At 34.6% G+C, this 18592-nt stretch carries 16 protein-coding genes and 1 pseudogene; 5 read left to right on the forward strand and 12 right to left on the reverse strand.

The genetic code is table 11. The annotated features are described in order from the left end of the window. Positions 1-19: 19 nt before the first annotated feature. The 5 genes from infB (at position 20) to ACYQ3X_RS08990 (ending at position 5182) form a co-directional block, all read left to right on the forward strand. Positions 20-2275, forward strand: coding sequence for a translation initiation factor IF-2 (infB, locus tag ACYQ3X_RS08970; RefSeq protein ID WP_460181473.1), 2256 nt, complete (start codon positions 20-22; stop codon positions 2273-2275). A 1-nt stretch (position 2276) separates the two neighbouring features. Then, positions 2277-2633 carry a 30S ribosome-binding factor RbfA gene (gene rbfA / locus ACYQ3X_RS08975; RefSeq protein ID WP_460181474.1) on the forward strand — a complete coding sequence of 119 codons (357 nt, stop codon included), beginning with the start codon at positions 2277-2279 and terminating at the stop codon, positions 2631-2633. Further along, positions 2630-3634 carry a DHH family phosphoesterase gene (locus ACYQ3X_RS08980; protein WP_460181475.1) on the forward strand — a complete coding sequence of 335 codons (1005 nt, stop codon included), beginning with the start codon at positions 2630-2632 and terminating at the stop codon, positions 3632-3634. The genes rbfA and ACYQ3X_RS08980 overlap by 4 nt, the downstream gene beginning before the upstream one ends. 39 nt (positions 3635-3673) lie before the next feature. Then, positions 3674-4444, forward strand: coding sequence for a ParA family protein (locus ACYQ3X_RS08985; RefSeq protein ID WP_460181476.1), 771 nt, complete (start codon positions 3674-3676; stop codon positions 4442-4444). An 81-nt stretch (positions 4445-4525) separates the two neighbouring features. Further along, positions 4526-5182, forward strand: a complete 657-nt coding sequence (locus ACYQ3X_RS08990; RefSeq protein ID WP_460181477.1) for an ATP-binding protein — start codon at positions 4526-4528, stop codon at positions 5180-5182. On the opposite strand, the pseudogene uvrC reads toward ACYQ3X_RS08990, so the two are convergent. The 12 genes and pseudogenes from uvrC to ACYQ3X_RS09050 form a co-directional block, all read right to left on the reverse strand. Beyond that, a pseudogene (uvrC, locus tag ACYQ3X_RS08995) lies at positions 5169-6896 on the reverse strand (excinuclease ABC subunit UvrC); the annotation flags it as partial. The gene ACYQ3X_RS08990 and the pseudogene uvrC overlap by 14 nt on opposite strands. A gap of 57 nt (positions 6897-6953) precedes the next feature. Then, positions 6954-9029 (reverse strand): CHASE2 domain-containing protein, encoded by a 2076-nt coding sequence (locus ACYQ3X_RS09000; protein WP_460181478.1) that lies wholly within the window; start codon positions 9027-9029, stop codon positions 6954-6956. Next, positions 9019-10062 (reverse strand): FecR domain-containing protein, encoded by a 1044-nt coding sequence (locus tag ACYQ3X_RS09005; RefSeq protein ID WP_460181479.1) that lies wholly within the window; start codon positions 10060-10062, stop codon positions 9019-9021. Before ACYQ3X_RS09005 ends, ACYQ3X_RS09000 begins: the two co-directional genes overlap by 11 nt. 2 nt (positions 10063-10064) lie before the next feature. Then, the gene (locus tag ACYQ3X_RS09010) at positions 10065-10877 is read right to left on the reverse strand and encodes a tetratricopeptide repeat protein (protein ID WP_460181480.1); all 813 of its coding nucleotides are present in this window, start codon (positions 10875-10877) and stop codon (positions 10065-10067) included. Further along, positions 10867-11757: an MlaD family protein gene (locus tag ACYQ3X_RS09015; RefSeq protein WP_460181481.1), complete on the reverse strand. Its 891-nt coding sequence runs from the start codon at positions 11755-11757 to the stop codon at positions 10867-10869. Before ACYQ3X_RS09015 ends, ACYQ3X_RS09010 begins: the two co-directional genes overlap by 11 nt. Continuing rightward, positions 11744-12373, reverse strand: a complete 630-nt coding sequence (locus tag ACYQ3X_RS09020) for an ATP-binding cassette domain-containing protein (RefSeq protein WP_460181482.1) — start codon at positions 12371-12373, stop codon at positions 11744-11746. The genes ACYQ3X_RS09015 and ACYQ3X_RS09020 overlap by 14 nt, the downstream gene beginning before the upstream one ends. Beyond that, entirely contained in the window at positions 12370-13041 is a 672-nt protein-coding gene (locus ACYQ3X_RS09025; RefSeq protein ID WP_460181483.1) for an ABC transporter permease, read from the reverse strand. The genes ACYQ3X_RS09020 and ACYQ3X_RS09025 overlap by 4 nt, the downstream gene beginning before the upstream one ends. Next, positions 13041-14669: a transglutaminase-like domain-containing protein gene (locus ACYQ3X_RS09030; RefSeq protein ID WP_460181484.1), complete on the reverse strand. Its 1629-nt coding sequence runs from the start codon at positions 14667-14669 to the stop codon at positions 13041-13043. Before ACYQ3X_RS09030 ends, ACYQ3X_RS09025 begins: the two co-directional genes overlap by 1 nt. 45 nt (positions 14670-14714) lie before the next feature. Beyond that, positions 14715-14957: a conotoxin gene (locus tag ACYQ3X_RS09035; RefSeq protein ID WP_460181485.1), complete on the reverse strand. Its 243-nt coding sequence runs from the start codon at positions 14955-14957 to the stop codon at positions 14715-14717. A gap of 94 nt (positions 14958-15051) precedes the next feature. Next, on the reverse strand, positions 15052-15894 hold the full coding sequence (locus ACYQ3X_RS09040) for a DUF4384 domain-containing protein (RefSeq protein ID WP_460181486.1): 843 nt from the start codon (positions 15892-15894) through the stop codon (positions 15052-15054). A 7-nt stretch (positions 15895-15901) separates the two neighbouring features. Beyond that, complete coding sequence (locus ACYQ3X_RS09045) at positions 15902-16180, reverse strand: hypothetical protein (protein ID WP_460181487.1); 279 nt, start codon at positions 16178-16180, stop codon at positions 15902-15904. A gap of 15 nt (positions 16181-16195) precedes the next feature. Further along, positions 16196-18472 (reverse strand): GNA1162 family protein, encoded by a 2277-nt coding sequence (locus ACYQ3X_RS09050; protein ID WP_460181488.1) that lies wholly within the window; start codon positions 18470-18472, stop codon positions 16196-16198. Positions 18473-18592: the final 120 nt, after the last annotated feature.

An 18592-nucleotide genomic window follows, 5' to 3' on the forward strand; every position in this document is an offset into this window, starting at 1 on the left:
AGGAGGGAAGAATTAATTTATGTCTGATAAAGCAGTTAGAAGCATAGAATTAGCCAGAGAACTTGGCGTAAAACCTTCAGAAATTGTAAAATTTGTTGAAAAAATAAGAAATGTCCAGTTTAAAAAAAGAACTACAAACATCAATATAGAATCAGAGGAAGTTGAGTTAATAAAACAGCATTTCAAAAAAGAAGAACAACCAGAGAAAATAGAGGAAAAGATAGAAACTGTTACGGTTGAAAAGATTGAGGAGATAAAAGAGATAGAGAAAAAAGAGGAATTAGCGCCTAAAATTATTGAAGAAGAAATAAAAGATGAAGAAGAAATACACCTGCCTGGCAGATTTAGAAGAGAAATATCTTTTGAAAAAATTGAAAAAATAAAACCAAAACCTGTAATAAACAAAATACCTCCAAAAAAATTAGAACCAAAAAAGTGGCTTGACATTAAGGAGCAAAAGAAAGTTAAAAACAAATTTAAAAAGGAAGAGCCTGTTCAGGCACCATCAACTGCTCCAAGAAAAAAGTCCATCAAAATAGAAGAAGGCACAACAGTTAAAGAATTTGCAGAGCTTATAGGTCAGAAAGTTTCTGATGTTATAAAAAAATTTATGGAACTTGGTTATATGCCAACAATTAATCAGCCTGTGGACTTAGATGCAGCACAGCTTGTGGCAGAAAGCTTTGGAGTAAAAGTAGAGCTCTCTCAGGCTGAAGAGATTGATGTAATAGAAGAAACAGAGGATGCTCCAGAGCTTCTTCAGCCAAGACCTCCTATTGTAACTGTTATGGGTCATGTTGACCATGGTAAAACCTCACTTCTTGATGCTATAAGAAAAACAAAAGTTACAGAACAGGAAGCAGGAGGAATCACACAGCATATAGGTGCTTATAAGGTTAGTCTTGCAGGTAAAGATATTACATTTCTTGACACTCCAGGACATGAAGCATTTACAGCTCTTAGAGCAAGGGGAGCAAAAGTTACTGATATTGTTGTTCTTGTTGTTGCTGCTGATGATGGAGTAATGCCACAGACAATTGAAGCAATAAATCATGCTAAAGCAGCTGGTGTTCCAATAGTGGTTGCTGTAAATAAAATAGACAAACCAGAGGCAAATCCCCAAAGAGTGAGAACACAGCTTTCAGAATATGGAGTTATTCCAGAAGAATGGGGTGGACAGAATATATTCGTTGATATTTCAGCAAAAAAGAGGATAGGCATAGAAAATTTACTTGAAATGATACTTCTTCAGGCAGAAATAATGGAGCTTAAAGCAAATCCGAACAAACCTGCAAGAGGAACAATAATTGAATCCAGGCTTGACAAAGGTCGTGGTCCTGTGGCAACAGTGATTGTTCAAAATGGCAGTTTAAGGGTTGGAGATGCTTTTGTTGCAGGAACAACTTATGGAAAAGTAAGAGCATTGATTGATGATACAGGTAAAAGAATTAATGAAGCTCCACCATCAACTCCTGTTGAAGTGGTGGGTTTTGAAGAAGTTCCTCAGGCAGGAGACAGTTTCACTGTTGTTGAAGATGAAAAGACTGCCCGTCAGATAGCTAATGCAAGGGCGCAGAAGAAAAGACTTGCTGAGATGCAAAAAGCTCAGAAACTAACGCTACAGGATTTATATGAGAAAATTAAAGAAGGAGAAGTTAAGGAGCTTAATTTAATCATAAAAGGCGATGTTCAGGGCTCAGTGGAAGCACTGAAAAAAGCAGTTGAAGAGATAACTCATCCTGATATTAAAGTCAGAGTGATACATACAGCTGTTGGAGGTATAACAGAGAGTGATGTTAATCTTGCAGCTACTGCCAATGCAATAATAATAGGATTTAATGTTCGTCCAGAAACAAAAGCCCAGGAATTGGCTGATCAGCTTGGTGTTGACATAAAGCTTTATAGCATCATCTATGAAGTAATTGATGATGTAAAGAAAGCTCTGCAAGGAATGCTTGAACCAGAAATTAAAGAAACAGTTTTGGGAAGAGCAGAGGTAAGAGCGGTATTTAAGATTTCAAAAGTTGGAACAGTAGCTGGATGCTATGTTTTAAATGGAGTAATATCAAGAGCAAGTGATGGGATAAGAGTAATAAGAGACAACATAGTGGTCTATGAAGGCAGAATAGGTTCTTTAAAAAGATTTAAAGAAGACGTAAGAGAAGTTCAAGCTGGTTATGAATGTGGATTGACAATAGAAAACTTTAATGACATTAAAGAAGGTGATATTCTTGAAAATTATGTTCTTGAAAAAATTCCTGTAAAGGAAATTTAATATGCATCCATATAAGAGGTCTCAGAGACTTGGAGTTCTTTTAAAAGAAGAGGTTGCTCAAATAATTTTACATAAGATAAAAGATCCGAGACTTGGCTTTATCACAGTAACTGATGTGGAACTTTCTGATGACTTGAGACAGGCTAAAGTTTTTATCTCTGTGCTTAAGTCAGAGGAAAGAGAGCTTTCACTGCAGATTTTAAATGAAGCAAAGGGATTTATAAGAAGCGAGATTGCCAGAAGACTCAGAATAAAGATAATACCCACTTTTGAATTTGTTTTTGATGAATCTATAGAAAGAGGATTTAGAATTGATCAACTTTTAAAAGAAATAAAAAAAGCTCCGGAGGAGGTTTGAAACCACCGAAAGATTTAGTTGATGCCATTCAGAAGAATAACTCTTTTTTAATACTCACTCATACAACGCCTGATGGAGATGCTTTTGGTTCAGCAATTGCTTTAAAGTTTTTACTTGAACAGCTCAATAAACAAGTAGAAATTTATACAGAACCAGTTCCTGTTCAGTATCAGTTTCTTCCAGGAATTGAATATATTAAAAATATTGAAGATTTTCATCCTTCAGCTGTAAGACATAAGCCTGTTTTAGTTCTTGTTGATTGTAATAATATTTCCAGAGTCAGCTATAAAAAAGAAGTTATAGAAAATCTGAAGCCTGCTTTTAGCTTTAAGTTGATTATTGACCATCACATTGAGACAAACAAAACAGTTGATTCATCTTGTATAAAATGGATTGAACCAGAGGCTGCAGCAACAGGTATAATGATTTATTATCTTATTAAAACACTCAATGGAAAAATAACTTCAAAAATTGCCACAAATCTTTATACAGCGATAATTGTAGATACTGGTAATTTTCAGTTTGACAGTACCACTGAAGAGGTTTTGCAGATAGCATCAGAGCTGGTAAGATGTGGAGCTAAACCATCATATATCTATCAACAGAGTTTTGAATCATGGAGTGAAAATAGATTTAAACTTTTTACAAAAATGCTGAACAAGGTTGAAATAATACCTCCTGTTATAATAGCTTACATAACTAAAGAGGATTTTGAAGAAACTGAAACTTCTGAGCCCGATACTGAGAGATTTGTGGAGTTTTTGAGAATTTTGAAAAATGTCAAAGTTTCAGCACTTTTTAGAGAGATTGAAAAAAACTTCATTAAAGTAAGCCTTCGTTCAAAAGGTGATGTGGATGTAAGCATTATTGCAACAGAATTTGGTGGTGGAGGACATAAAAATGCAGCAGGGTATAGAATTAAATCATCCTTTGAAGAAGCACGGAGGACTCTTATAGAGAAATTGAAGATTTATAACGTCTTGACGGGTATGGCACCCTGAAGAGCAATTCAAAGTTCAATGTTTAAAGTTCAAAAATAAATGGGGAAGGTTATAGCAATAGCCAGTCAGAAAGGTGGTGTTGGTAAAACAACAACAGCCATTAATCTTTCAGCTTCTCTGGTAGTAAAAGGCAAAAAAGTTCTTGTAATAGACTCAGACCCTCAGGCAAGTCTTACGTTTGGCTTGGGAGTTAGAAAAAATGGAGAAAAAATTAAAGGATTATATGAGCTTTACTCAGGTAAAGCAACACTCAAGGAAGTTTTAATTCAGCCTTTTGAAAATCTTTATGTAATTCCTTCAAGAATTGATTTATTTATGGCAGAACTTGAGATATTTGAAACCAAAGAAAGAGAGAAAAGACTGAAATGTTTGCTTGATTCCTGTAAAGATGAATTTGATTACATTTTCATTGATTGTCCTCCTTCTTTTTCTTTTCTTGCGCTCTGTGCTCTTGTTGCATCAGACTCAGTAATAATTCCTGTTCAATGTGAGCAGTTTGCTCTTGAGGCTTTGAGGATATTTATAAAGCTTTTGTGGAGAATTAAAGGTAATTTTAATGAAGCTCTTGAACTTGAAGGTATTCTTCTTACCATGTTCAGCAGACATCTTACTTTGAGTAGAAACATTGCAGAGGATATAAAAAAAGTTTTTCGCTCAAAAACTTTTGAAACCTGTATCCCAAGAAACATAGTCCTTGCTGAGGCATCCATGAATGGGTTGCCTGCTATTTTTTATGCTCCAGAGGCTCAGGGAGCAATTGCATATAAAGAGCTTGCAGAGGAGATTCTCCAACGTCACAGTCTTTCTTAGACTAAAATATGATTTTCATCATACTCCCTCTCTGTTTTTGCAGGTATAATAGATTTAAAATCATCTTTAAAGGAGCTAAAAATGATAAAAAGACCAATAGTTCAGATTGATGAAGAAAAATGTGATGGCTGCGGGGCATGTGTGAATGCCTGTGCAGAAGGAGCAATTCAGATTATAGAGGGAAAGGCAAAGTTAGTTAATGAGATTTACTGTGATGGATTAGGAGCATGTCTTGGAAGCTGCCCTAAAGGAGCAATATCAATTGTAGAAAGAGAAGCAAAACCTTTTGATGAAAATAGCACAAAGAAACATCTTGAATTAATAAAACTAAAAGAATATCAGTCCTGTGAATGTTTATCTTTTGCTAAAAATCACAAACTCAGTAATTGGCCTATTCAGCTTAAGCTTGTTTTTGTAAAAGCTAATTTTTTAAATAATGCTGATTTGCTTATTGCTGCTGATTGCACTGCTTTTTCATATAGTGATTTTCATAAAGATGTTTTAAAAGATAAAAAACTTATAATAGCCTGTCCGAAGCTTGATGAGCCTAGATTTTATCTAAATAAACTTTCAGAAATTTTTAAGATAAACAACCTGAAATCAATCACTGTTTTAAGAATGGCAGTGCCATGCTGCAGTGGACTTACATGGCTTGTTAAAGAAGCACTGAAAATATCGCATAAAGATATACCTTTTGAAGAAAAAGTGATTAATATTAATAGCACTATAAAGTTGTGAGTACTTCAAGAACTTTTTGAGCAATTTTAAGATTAAATCCTGGTAAAGAAGCTATTTGTTCTAAGGAGGCTGACCTTATTTTTTCAATACTACCAAAATGTCTTAGCAGTGTAAGTCTTCTTTTTTTACCAATTCCAGGGATTTTTTCAAGAACTGACTGAAAAGCTGCTTTTTTTCTAAGTTTTTTGTGATAGGATATAGCAAATCTGTGAGCCTCATTTCTTATTTTTTTTAATAAAAGGGAAGATGTTTTTTTATCTTCAAGAAGCATCTCATCTCCTTCAGGGGAAATAACTCTATCAGGTTCCTTTGCAATTGCAAAACATGGAAGTTGTTCTTTCAATTCATCTATAACTTTCAATACAGTGTTTAAATGTCCCAAACCTCCATCAATCAGAATTAAATCTGGTTTTGGAACTCCTTGTTCTGTGTCAAATTTTTTTACAACTCTTAAAAAAATCTCTTTCATTGCTGAATAGTCATCAATTCCATGAGTTTCCTTTATTTTTAAGTGTCTGTAAAAATTTTTTTTAAAATTACCATCTTCCCAGTAGATGAAGCTTCCTACAGAATGAGCTCCAAAAAGAGTTGATACATCAAAGGCACCAATTTTTGATGGAGTCTCTGTAAGATTAAGTCTCTGTTTAAGCTCTTCAAGTGTGGTTTCTACTGGTGAAAGCTTTGATTTTAGATGAATTTTTGCATTATTTAATGCCATATCAAGAAGTGCTCTTTCTTCTTCATTAGAAGGAGTTTTAAGCTCAACTGATGCACCTCTTTGAGCTTTTAGCCATTCTTTTATTTCATTCAGGTTTTCTGGCAAATTTTTCAGGATAATGATTGAAGGAGGAATCAGCAGTTCCTTTGAATAAAGAGCTTCAACTACTGAACTGATGAGCTCCTCTTCATTTTCATAAAAAACCTTTTTAACTATCCAGTCCTTTGAACCAATGAGTAAGCCATTTCTTACAAATAACACATTCACAGATATTTTTGAATTTTCTATATAGATCCCTATAACATCCATATCTTCAATAGCTTGAGAAACCACCCTTTGTTGAGAAAATATTCTTTCAAGTCTTCTAATCTGATCTCTAACAGAGGCAGCTTCTTCAAATTTAAGTTCCTGAGATAGTTTCCCCATTTTTTCATACAATTTATCAAGCAACTCAGTTTTTTTACCCTTCAAAAATAAAATAACCTCATCCACTCCTCTCATGTAGTCTTCTTTTTTTATCAATCCAGCGCAGGGAGCAGGACATCTTTTCATCTGATACTGAACACATGGACGAATTGGCTTGTTTAAGCTGTGTTTACATGTTCTTACTGGAAAATTTCTCCTGATAAAAGATAAAGCCTCCCACATTGACTGAGCAGGAACATATGGACCAAAATACAGATTACCATCTCTCTTGGGTTTCCGAATTACATCTATTCTGGGCCAGTCTTCAGTAATTGTTATTCTCAAGTATGGATAAGTTTTATCATCTCTTAATAAAACATTGTAAGGTGGCTTATACTTTTTTATAAGATTTGCTTCAAGAACAAGGGCTTCATACTCATTTGATGTAACAATGTAGGAGAAGTCTTTTACAAGCTGAACCATTCTTGCTTTTCTTAGGTCAAGATCACTATACTGAAAATAACTTTTAAGCCTGTTTTTAAGATTCTTTGCCTTTCCAACATAAAGAACCTCTCCCGATGAATCCTTAAAAATATAAACTCCTGGCAAAGAAGGCAGTTTATTTAAATCAATCATATAATTATTGTATTACTTTTCTTTGGCAGAGTAAACTTTATCCCAGTCTGATGATGGAGGATTCTCAAGATAGTGTCTACATCTTTCTTCGTAAACAATGGAAGCTTTATCATTAAATTTTTCTTTAATATAGCTGAATATTTCCAGTGCTTCTTTAAACTCTCGATTTCTGTAAAGATTTAAAGCTTTTTCAAAATATTTTATAGCAGGCTCAAAAGCAGAGTTTTCAATAACTTCATATATTTTTACAGGTTCCTTTTTACCTTTAACTCTTATTAGGTCAAGTTCTCTTGTAATAAATTTATTCTTTTGTTTTAAAGAATTGAAGGTGCTTTCGCTTATTATTATTCTTGTGCCATAAAATTTATTTAATCCTTCAAGTCTTGATGCTAAATTTACCGTATCTCCGATAGCAGTATAGTCAAATCTCATATCTGTACCCATATTTCCTATTACTGCCTCTCCTGTGTTTATGCCTATCCCAATGTCTATCTCAGGGAAACCAATTTTTTTAAACTTTTCGTTTAAAGCCTTGAGTTGTCGTATCATCTCCAGTGCTGAAAGCAAAGCCTGTTCTGGATGCTGAGAAAGCTCCACAGGTGCGTTATATATCGCCATTATAGCATCACCTATATATTTATCAAGCATTCCTTTGTGTTTAAGAACAATCTTTGTCATAGGATCAAGATAACTATTAAGAAGCATTACGAGATTTTCAGGCTCAATCTGCTCTGACAGTGTGGTAAAACCTCTTATATCTGAAAAAAGCACGGTTATTGTTCTTTTTTCTCCGCCAAGCTTTAATGCATCAGGATTTTTCATTATTATGTTAACAAGTTCAGGTGAGACATAGCTTGAAAAGGCTTTTTTAAGAAATCTGCTTTTTTTCTCAATGATTAAGTTTCTGTATGCCTCTGAAAGCACATAACACAAAGAAAGAGCAACAAAAGGATAAATCAAAGAGATGTTTAAAAAGTATTTTTTGAAGATAAAAAGATTGAGGGAATATATCAAAAATGAAAAAGTTACAAAAATGCTGAGTGAAAAGAAACTCTTTGATACTCTAACAAAAATAAAGCTCATCAAAATTGCAGGCATTGTTATAAATAAAATATCAACCAGTGTAACCCATGCATTATAAATTAAATACTGCTTTTTAAGGATATTTGACACAGCAGTTGCAGATACTTCAACTCCCGGCATAACAGGATCCACTGGCGTGCTACGAATGTCAGCAATCCCGATTTCTGTAGCGCCAATAAAAATAATTGAATTCTCAGGAATTTGCAGTTTTCCATCCATAACATCAACTGCTGAAACAGTTTTAAATGTGCCAGCTTTGCCATAATAATTGAGCGTAAGGCTACCAGATTCATCAACAGGCACTGTTTTATCTCCCACTTTTATGCTTTTTATTCCATATTGGGCTAATTCAACAATTACTGGTGTATCTTTAAATTGAGAAACTGCCTTAAGTGCAAGATGTGGATAAAGTTCTCCATTGTAAAGAGCGAGCAGATTTATTTTTCTGTACACTCCATCATCATCAGGGAAAATATTAAAAAAACCTGCCTGAGCTTTTATTAAGGGAATATTAAGCTCTGCATAAGAAAATTCTCTCACAGGTATGGTTTTTACATCCTCTTCTGTTTTGATTATTTTTATTCTTGATTGTCTGAGATTTTCATAAGATCGGAAATTGATATATGTTTCTTCATCTCTGAAATAATATCCTACAACTGCATTTTTATTTATTGATTCAGAGAGAATTCTGTCAGACTGAGGAGTGGAGGTTTCAGAAAAAACAATGTCAAGAGCAATAACTTTTGCTTTTTTAAGATTTTCTATCAATTTTGCGATTATCTTTCTATCCCAGGGCCATCTTCCAAGTCTATCAATACTTTTTGAATCTATTGCTACAATTAAAATCCTTTTATCAGGCTCCAGAGTTCCCCTGAGTTTGAATCTTACATCTTTAAGTTTTAAGTCAAGGGATGTTAAAAAATCTATCTTTAAAATGTATAGAAAAGAAACAATGAAAGCTGAAATAAAGCCGATACATAGAAAAATCAAAAATTTAGTTTTCATCTTCCAGGAGCTTTAAAATCGTCTCTATATTTGTTAAATATTTTCCATCAGGATACTCCTTTTTGTACTGAAGAAGCCTTTGCTTTGCCTGTTGTTTAAACCCCAGTTCATAAAGTGTCATTCCTGTAAGATAAAGAGCTGTTTCTTTTTGAGGAGTCTCAGGATATTCTTCAAGAATAAGAAGATATTCAGAAAGCGCAGCCTCAGGATTTCTTAAAAATCTTGAATAAACAGCACCCCTTTCAAGCCTTGCATCTGCCCTTATTTCTGAGTTATCACTAAGGTCAAGAGCTATCTGAAATACATAAAGAGCTTCCTCGTATCTACCAGAATCAGCAAGATAATGTCCGTAATTTATATTCCATCTTGCAATTATGTGGGGCAATGCACCTGAAATCTCCCATTCCTTTGGTGGTGTTGCTCCTGTTATCTGTGAAAGTCCTCTCTTTGCATCATAAAGAAGTGTGCTTTCTTCTACTTTTACAGGCTCTGTGGGAGTAAGCCCTCTTGTATTTTGAACCATTGTATCAGCAGCAAGAGTTTTCTCTACTGTATCATTTCCAGATATATAGACTGTGTTTTCATTGCCAAAAAATACATTAGCCTGCCCTTTTGAAAGCATCATGAATTCTGTGCCCTTTATCCCCGCCACTGCTGTTGGAGTCTTAACCTTGAAGTTTGTTGTCTGCCCTGTAAGCTTTACAACAGTTGCTCTTATTTTCCCCTGAGTTACATAAAAAACTCCATTTTTTCTATTTTTATCAAGCAGATACTCTGAAATCTCAAGTTCCGTATTATCAGCAAGAGTAAATTTGCTTCCATCGCTGAGTTTTAAACTCACCCAGCTTTTTTGCTTTGTTTTTATCCAATATCCAGAGTTTAGTGAAAGACCTGCCCTGGCTTTTTTATAGGGAATACCTGAGTGCTCTCTATAAAGAACTGTTCCATCAATTTTCTCAATTTCTCCAATAGCTCCATAGGCAGTTGCTGATAAATAAAGTATGGATAAAATAAAAAAAATTACTACCTTCATAACTACCTCCTAAGTTTTATCGCAATATCATCTTTATCCAGTTCTTTCCAGATTTCATGGGTTCTCATAAAATATTCTTTTGCTTTCTCTTGCTCACCGATTTTTTCATAAAATATGGCAAGAGTCTGCATATCAAGGGCTATTTTTTCTGGAATTGCCAGTTCTCTATCTAATTCCAATGCTCTAAGAAAATAGCTTTCTGCCCTTTTTTTATCCCTATCTGAGCATACAATACCAAGAAGTCTTAATGAATTAGCCTCTTCAACTCTGTTTATTTTCTGGTTTATCTTAAGAGCTTCATTGAGTAATTTTTCAGCTTCCTCATTTTTATTTTGTTTCATCTTAACTCTTGCAAGAAGATTCAATGATTTTATCTTTATGCTCGTGAACTTTGAAAGAATAAGTTTTCTTAAAAGTTCTTCTACATCTTCATTGACAATAAAGCCTAATCTTGCCCTTTCAAAATCAAGCTCTTCAACGGTATTCTCAGGCAAAGACGCTCTCTTAGAAAGCTCTACTGCTGTATCAATAAATTTTTTAGCCTCCTTTATCTGTTCTTCTGATGTATAAAGCCTTGACAGACTTATTAAAATTATAACTGTGGCATTGTCATCCTGAATCAGACGTGATTTTTTAAGAGCCTCCATGTAAAGATTTTTTGCTCTTTCAGTCTGTCCTCTTTCAAAGGCTTTATTTGCCTGCATAATTAAACTATTTAGTTCTACTATTCTATAAGGCTGCTCCACTGGTCCTTTATAGCATCCCTGAATTATGATGAAAAAAAACAATAGAATTATTTTTAATCTATTTTTCATATGTATCTGCCTCTACAGGCTTTATTTCTTGTTTTTTAATGCCTTCTCTTATGGGCCAGAGTCCTTTTATGCTCTGAAGTATCTCATCAAGATCCTGCATGCTCTTTTTTGCCCTTTCAACCATTAAAGGCAAATCCTCCTTTGCTGCCCCTTTAATTGCTGTTGCTGTCTCATTAAGCTCTTGAGAAAGTTTTTGCAGAGATTTTATAAGTTCTGTAAGCTCCTGTAATGTTTTTTCTGATTTTTCTACTATTTCAGGAGTTTTTCTGTTAAGCTCCTTTAAAAGCTTGTTAATTTGCTCTGTTGTATCTATTAAATTTCTGGATATTTTTTCAATATTTTCAATGCTTTTTTTGATGTTTCCCTGTGGTTCATTGATGTAGTTTATCGTTTCTTTTATGCCCTGAAGAATCTCAGAAATCTCACCCTTAAGCTCTCCTACAATCTCTTCAATCCCTGCCTGCTTGAAAAACTTTATTGACTGTCCAGGCTTAAGAGGATTTCCATTTCCTGGCAAAATTTCAATGTAAGACTCACCAATAAATCCTTCCTTGATAAAAATTGCCACTGTGTCTTCTTTAAACCATTTAACATGTTTTTCCTCTATGGATAGAGTCACTTTTACAAAGCCATTATCCTGAAGTTGCATATCTTTAACTCTTCCAATTTTGAATCCTGAAACTTTAACAGGCATGCCATTGTAAAGTCCTGTTGCTTTTGTTGTCATAAAGTAGAACTCTTCTGTTTTTATAAACATACCTCTCTGTTTTGCAATAAAAAAAAGAAGGATACTCATTCCTATAAGAGCTATTGCAATAAATAGAAAAACTTTACCTTTAAGAAAAAGAAATCTTGGATCTGTTTGTTTAATTTTCTGCATATTTAACTACATCTGCCTTTTCAATTAATAAACTCTCTCTTTCTGAACTAAGAATATAAAGCATTGTGCTCGTGCCTCCTATCTGCTGTATTTTCTCAACAACTTCCTCTTTCTCTGAGTCTTTAAGTCCGTCAAAGGGATATTCAAAAATCATGACTTCAGCATTCATTAAAAAAGCTCTTACAATTCCTATAATCCTTTTTTCAAGATTTGTAAGCTCTGAAACAGGGCTCATTGGCTCTTTTTTAAATTCAAGTTTTTTAAGTAATTCCATGCCTCTTTTAATAATCTCTTCCTCTTTATCAACTTTATGATAAAGAGCAGGAAGTATAAGATTTTCCCACGCCTTTAAATTGCTTATAAGTCCTCCAGATTTGAAAACAATGCCTATTTTTTTTCTCAATTTAAAAAGTTCATCCCTTGGTGTTTTTTTTAAATTATGCCCCATGAAAATGACATCTCCTTTCTCAGGATTTTTAATAGCTGTAATTAGTTTTAAAAACTCCTCTCCCTGTTCTTCCCTCTCAAAAATAAAAACAGTCCTTGAACCTTTTTCAATCTCAAAATTCATTTCTTTTTTTATAAACTCACCAGTTAAATCAATAGCTCTTATCATTCAATAATTTTCGCAATAAAGTCCATTATAACATCAATCAGAAAAAGCGAAAAAAGGCTTCCAGTAACAGCTTTTGTTGCTCTCTGAGGAACTTCAGTGGGACTTTTCATAACAGAAAGCCCCTGCCATATACAGATTAGAGAAATAGCAAATCCGAATACTGAAGACTTTATAAAAGATATGAGAATTTCTTTAAAGGAAAACTGTGAGACAATAGCATCTCCGTAATCTGAAAAAGAAACCCCGCTCATCAGGGTTGCCAGAAAAATGCCTCCAAAAATAGCTGTAAGCTGAAAGTATATAGATAGAACAAAAGCAGAACAGATCATCCCATAAACTCTTGGTTTTATTAGATAAACTTCAGGTTTTATTCCCAATACTTCAAGATACTCAATCTCTCTGTTCAGTTTCATTGTGGCAAGCTCTGTTGCAATCGCAGAGCCACTCCTTGTAAGAATTATGAGTCCTGTAAAAAATGGACCAATTTCTTTTAACACAAGCCACAGAAGTATTTTCCCAATCACATTGCTTGAGCCTGCTCCAGCTATTGAAGCTGTCTGAAGAACTATAACAAAGCCTATAAGCAATCCTGAGATTGTTACTGCAGGAACTGCCTGTATTCCTGTGAAGTATATTTGTCTTAAAAGAACTTCTGTAAAAGGTGACATTACTGCCTTTTTGCCCTTACTTTAAATACAAAGTCATAGTTTAAAATATCTTCCCAATGGTATCCTTTAAGAGTTGACCTTGTATCATCAGCATCTCCATAGGGATTACCAGGTATGAAAAACCAGTTCATTACAACATCACCAGAGTGTCTTAGCACTATCCAGTATCTTCCCTTTTCTATCTTTACTTTATCTGGAAATGTAAAATCAATCCAGTAATAGCCTGGTTTTTTCTGAATGTTTTCAAGAAATACTGGATTTGATCTAAATCCTTTAAGTCCAGGCTTACTTTTTTCATCATATACAAGGTCAATATATACAGTGCCATCACCTCCGAATTTTCTCATTGCAAGGGATATTTTTTCAATCTCTATTGGTTCATCAATCCTGAATGCCTGAGCATAGATGTATTTTGAAGTAACATACTCTGCTGTTTCTTTATCAAGAATTTTCATTGCTCTATCTCCAGAAACCTGATATAGTTCAACGAGAGTGGGAAAATCCATATTTCCGAATTCAAATATTCTTTCTTTTGGTAAAGGAAGTGGAAGTGATGGAGGTGGTGGTTTTTCTATTATCTCTTTTTTAACTATTATTTTATTGCTTAGAAGATAGGCTTTTGGTGAGGCTTCAGATGCTTTTGGTGATATGTGAATCCTGTCAGAGACAAACTTAGCCTCAACTGTCTCACTGTATGAAGGCAAATAAGGAGAAGCTCTCCATGTATCATTTACCTCATCTGACTCAAGAGCATGGGTTTGCTTTATATGCCTTGATGAAGTAAACTGCTTTGACTGCTGGGGGTCATAGCTCAGCCATCCAAGATCAGGGAAATAAATCTCTATCCATGCATGCCCTCCCTGTCCCATGCTCTGAACAAGAAAGTTTTTTCCCAGTGGAATCTTCCATTGTTCTCTTAATGTAAGCCCACCAACAACCCTTGATGGAATTCCAGATGCTCTGAGAAGCGCTATTGCTATATGGGCAAAGTTCTGACAGTTTCCCTTTCTTGTTTTAAGTGTCCATAAAGCATCAAACTGAGGAGGATTGTAGGTGTATTTTATGTTATCAGCAATCCAGTTGAGAATTTTTGTAACTGCTTCATACTCTGTTTGAGCATTCTCTGTAAGCTTCCTGGCAAGCTTTATGATTTCAGGATTCTCAGACTGCACAAGCTCTGTTGATTTAAGAAAGATTCTTTCAAAGTCAGGAATGTCTTTTAGAGGAAAATCTGCTACTGAGTTTTCTGCTTTAAGTTCTGAATCAACATAGGCTTCAAATGTAACAGTTACTTTCACTGGTTTTGTGAGATTTCTCCAGCTTGCAATACCCCAGTGATTTCCATACTGATCAATTATCTTTTCAAATTTTTCAGGCTCCGGGTCAATTTTTACATCAAGATTATAGATGCTCTGGGATACGAATTTATTTGAAAAATCTTTTGGAAGAGCAAATCGGAAACTAAGTGTTTCAAGAGGTTTGGGCACATCAAATCGCATCTGCTGGGTTATCTTTATTCTGCTTTGAAGATTGCCTTCAAGAATAAGGGTTTTTGAGAATGCAGTGTATGATTTAAAAAGAAGGCATAGAAAAATTATCAAATTTATCAAAATTTTTAGCTTTTTCATTGAATTTTAATTTTTAGGGCAGGCTAATGCCTGCCCTTTCTGAGTTTAATCACACACATTATTTCTGCAGCTACCACTACAGCACTGACTATTAGATGTGCACCACCATCCAGATGGAGTGCATGGTTTTACAGCTAACATTGTTTCAACTTTTCCATCAGCTTTCATTGCAAAGCAGTAATCAACATTTTGAGATGCAGTAGCAGTGTCTTTGTTGTGTGTAATAAATAAAAATCCAGCAGCAACTACCACAATACACATGGCAACCAGAAAAAGTTTTCTTTTCATTTTCTAACCTCCATATTTTAATTTAAGCTCCTCAAGGAGTTATAAAAAATTTTATGAATACTAACTAAATTTCTCAAGGTAATTTTCACCTCTATCATCTTGTCTCAATATTCAGCTTTACCTCAAAAAACTCTGATGCTCTGCTCTGTCCTTTCTCAATAATCTGAACTCCTCTTGTTTTATCTCCCAGTTCTTCAAGTTTTGTTCTTATTTTATAAACTCCTCCAGCTGGTTCAAGCTCCACTGCGCCGAGCTCACCTGTGCTTGCATAAACAATGATGCTTTCTTCACCAAAGGGTGGAGTTACCTCAAGCTCAAATCTATCAGGACCTGAAGGTATCTCATAAACAACTCCTCCCTGAAAATAGTTATCCTTTCTGTAAGGATTGGGAAGAATCTGAACAATGCTTCCATCTGCCTGTCTGTAAACAACTCTTGCATAAAAGGGTTTGTTTCCTTTTAGAAAAATTTTAATCTTCTCTCCAGCGTGATACTCCCTTTTTTCTGTCCATATCTGTACCTTAAGAGGAGCAGAGGGATCATCAAGAAGAGTTGCCTGAGAGAGATTTTTCATTGCATTTTCATCAGGAATAACCTCTGCCTTGATTTTAATTCTGTAACAATCTCCGACTTTTGGAGGTTCACTGTCCCAGATTGCCCTTTGCTCAATAATTCTTACATTTGCATTTGTATAGGCATTTACAATATCCTTCTGAAGTTCAAAGTCCTTAATCTGAGTTTCAGACTGAATATAGGTTGATACCTGCTCAATTGCTTTTCTTTTTGCATCATGAAGCGCTGTTTCCTCTGTCTGCCTTTTTGTTCTGTCCTCACTCATGCAAGCATATCCTTCTGCTTCTGTAATCGTTGACTGTGAAGCGAAGGCAATAGAACTAAAAATTAGTATTACTAATGCAATATAAAAAATTTTTCTCATAGCAGTTTTAACACTTTACTTTGTATGCAACACACTTCCCACTTTTATCAGGACAGCATCTTTCACACCAGTGCTGACCATTCTGATCACAGCAACATACTCTTTCATAGCAACCATTTGGCTGAAGATTCCATAGACCACAGTTTGCTGAAGCTGCAAAGAGAGTATTTTCTGAGTTAATATTACATGAATTAGACTGATCAACGGATTTTGTTGTTGACAGACCTGATGAAGTAAATGCAAATATCACTCCAATTAAAACCATTGATAAAACTAACCTTTTCATCTTTAACCTCCTAAATTATTTAATTGTTAATCTTTCCATTAAAAATTTTACCTGCCTGTCTTCAGGATTGAGTCTCAAAACTTCTTCAAATACCTTTTTTGCTTCTTCTTCCCTGCCAGCTTGATAATACATTAAACCGAGGGATTTCTGCAAAGTGGCATCCTTTGGAAACTTTTCCACCCCCTCTCTAAGATAATTCAATGCTTTTTCATCTTCTTTCATTTCCTGGTAGCAGATAGCAAGATAGTAATAAACCTCAACAGTTGGCTGGGCTTTCAGTGCCTCTTCAAAAAGTGTAACAGCTTTTCCGTAATTCCTCTGTCTGAAATAATTCCCTGCTTCAATAACAAATTCTGTTGCTTTTTTCTGCCTTTCTTCCTGAGAAAGAGCTGAATAGGGATTTAAAATTGCATTTACAACTTTTCCTTCAGGAACTCTAAAATTGTAGACACTGCTTATCTGAATATTCTTAAGCTTCATCTCATCAATGTTTATTGAACCAAAGTAATTTGGAGCAATCTTTAAAACTGTCTCTGATGAAACATTCATATTGTTATCATAAATATTGTTATCCTTTATATCTCCTGAAAATCCATTAATCTTAATACCTGTCTCATTTTGCAATATGTTGTTCATGGAAATTGTTGAATTTGTTTTTACAAGCTCTATTCCTGTTTTATTTCCTGAAATTGTTGAATTTTTAATTGAGGCAGACGGAATTCCTGATACTGAAATCCCTGTATCACAGTCGGTAATTATTCCGTTTTCAATAAAACCACGTGCTGAAATTAAGTTCAATCCTGTCTTTGCATTCTTAAGCCTGAATCCTTCTATTTTTATCTCTCCATCTTTAACAGATATTCCTTTCCACTTTTTATCAGTAGCTGAAACAAACTCTACAGGAGCATCCTTTGCATCTATGATAATCTTGCCTAAGACAGTAAGCTCAGAATTCTCGTGAAACATTACTCTTGTTTCAGGCTCAACTGTCAGTGTTAAACCTTTTGGCACTCTTAGGCTATCTTTAACAATGTAAACTCCTGAAATCACAGTGTCTTTTTCAATTGTTCCTGAAATTATCTGAGGTTCTCTGGCTGTAAGAGATGCTTTTACAGCATCCTGTATCTCTGATTCATTTCCTGCGATATCGTAGGCAATAACTCTGTAATAATAAAGTTTTCCCTGCTGTACTGTCCTGTCTTCAAATAAATTGAGCTCAACACTGCCAATTTCTTTAAATCCTGTAAGTGGTTGTTCACTTCTTAAAACCTTATATCCTTTTAAATCAGAGACATTTCTTAGCGCTTGCCATGAAACTTCAATTCTGTCATGAAAACCTTTAACCCTCAATCCTGTTACCTTAGGAGGTGGTGTTGTGTCAATTGTAATAAATCCGCTTATATCAATCCACTGAGTTTCATATCCTCCTGGTTTTCTTAAAGATACAATTATGGGAGCTTCTTTTACATTATCCCCTGGCATAACAACATACTCACCAATGTAAATACCTGGTTGAGTTTCTTTCATGGCTATGCCCTTTTTAAAGTTCCCTATATCAAATGTGGCAACCATTCCTCTGTCTCCCTCTAAGCCAACCTTTATAACCTTTCCTTTGCCAAAGGGAGAATCCTTAGCATTTGTAAGAACCTCTTTAATTATGGGTCTTTCCTCAACAGTTCCTTGAGGTGAAGGTATTTTTTCATTGAATTTATAACAGAGTTCATTGAGCATTCTTATCTGCTGAATATCCCTTATATTCATCGCTGTTGAGATTGCTGTCATGACTGCACTTAATGGAGAAAGTGGAACCCCACCTTCATGGTATCTGACAGAATCTTTCAGTCTGAGGACCTCTTTTCCTGTCCTTGTGTTTATCATCCAGACTTCAGCTTCTATGCCAAGCTGTGAGTAGGCAACTGCATAAATCTTTTTGTAATCAGTAACTCTACCATAAATTAATCCATCACATCCTAAAGCCTCGCATATATCTACTGGTGGAATTTCAAGGATGTTTTTGCCCTTTGATTTTTCAAGCTGAATTATTTTTTCATCAACAATGCTCAATTCAATATCTTTGTAAGGCTTTGAGCTAAAGTGGTTGTAAAAGGTTTTTCTTACCTGACTTGCTATTCCAAACTCTTCTGTTTTATTTTCAAAGGGAAGAATGGCAACTGTTTTTGGAAGTTCTTCCTCTGATATTTTTGCTTCAGGAGTTTCTTTTTTAAACTCACTCACAGTAGCACAAGAAGCGATAAAAAGAACAATGAATAAAATAAACAAAAGCTTTTTCATAACTAACTCCTGAGGCTTTTTTCAAATTATAATGTTTTGTGGAAATGATTTCAAGGTAATTTTCACATCTTGTGGTTACTATATTAAATTAAATGGAAGAAGTTAAGAACAGCAAAGATA

The sequence above is a fragment of the Thermodesulfovibrio sp. TK110 genome, assembly GCF_054658355.1.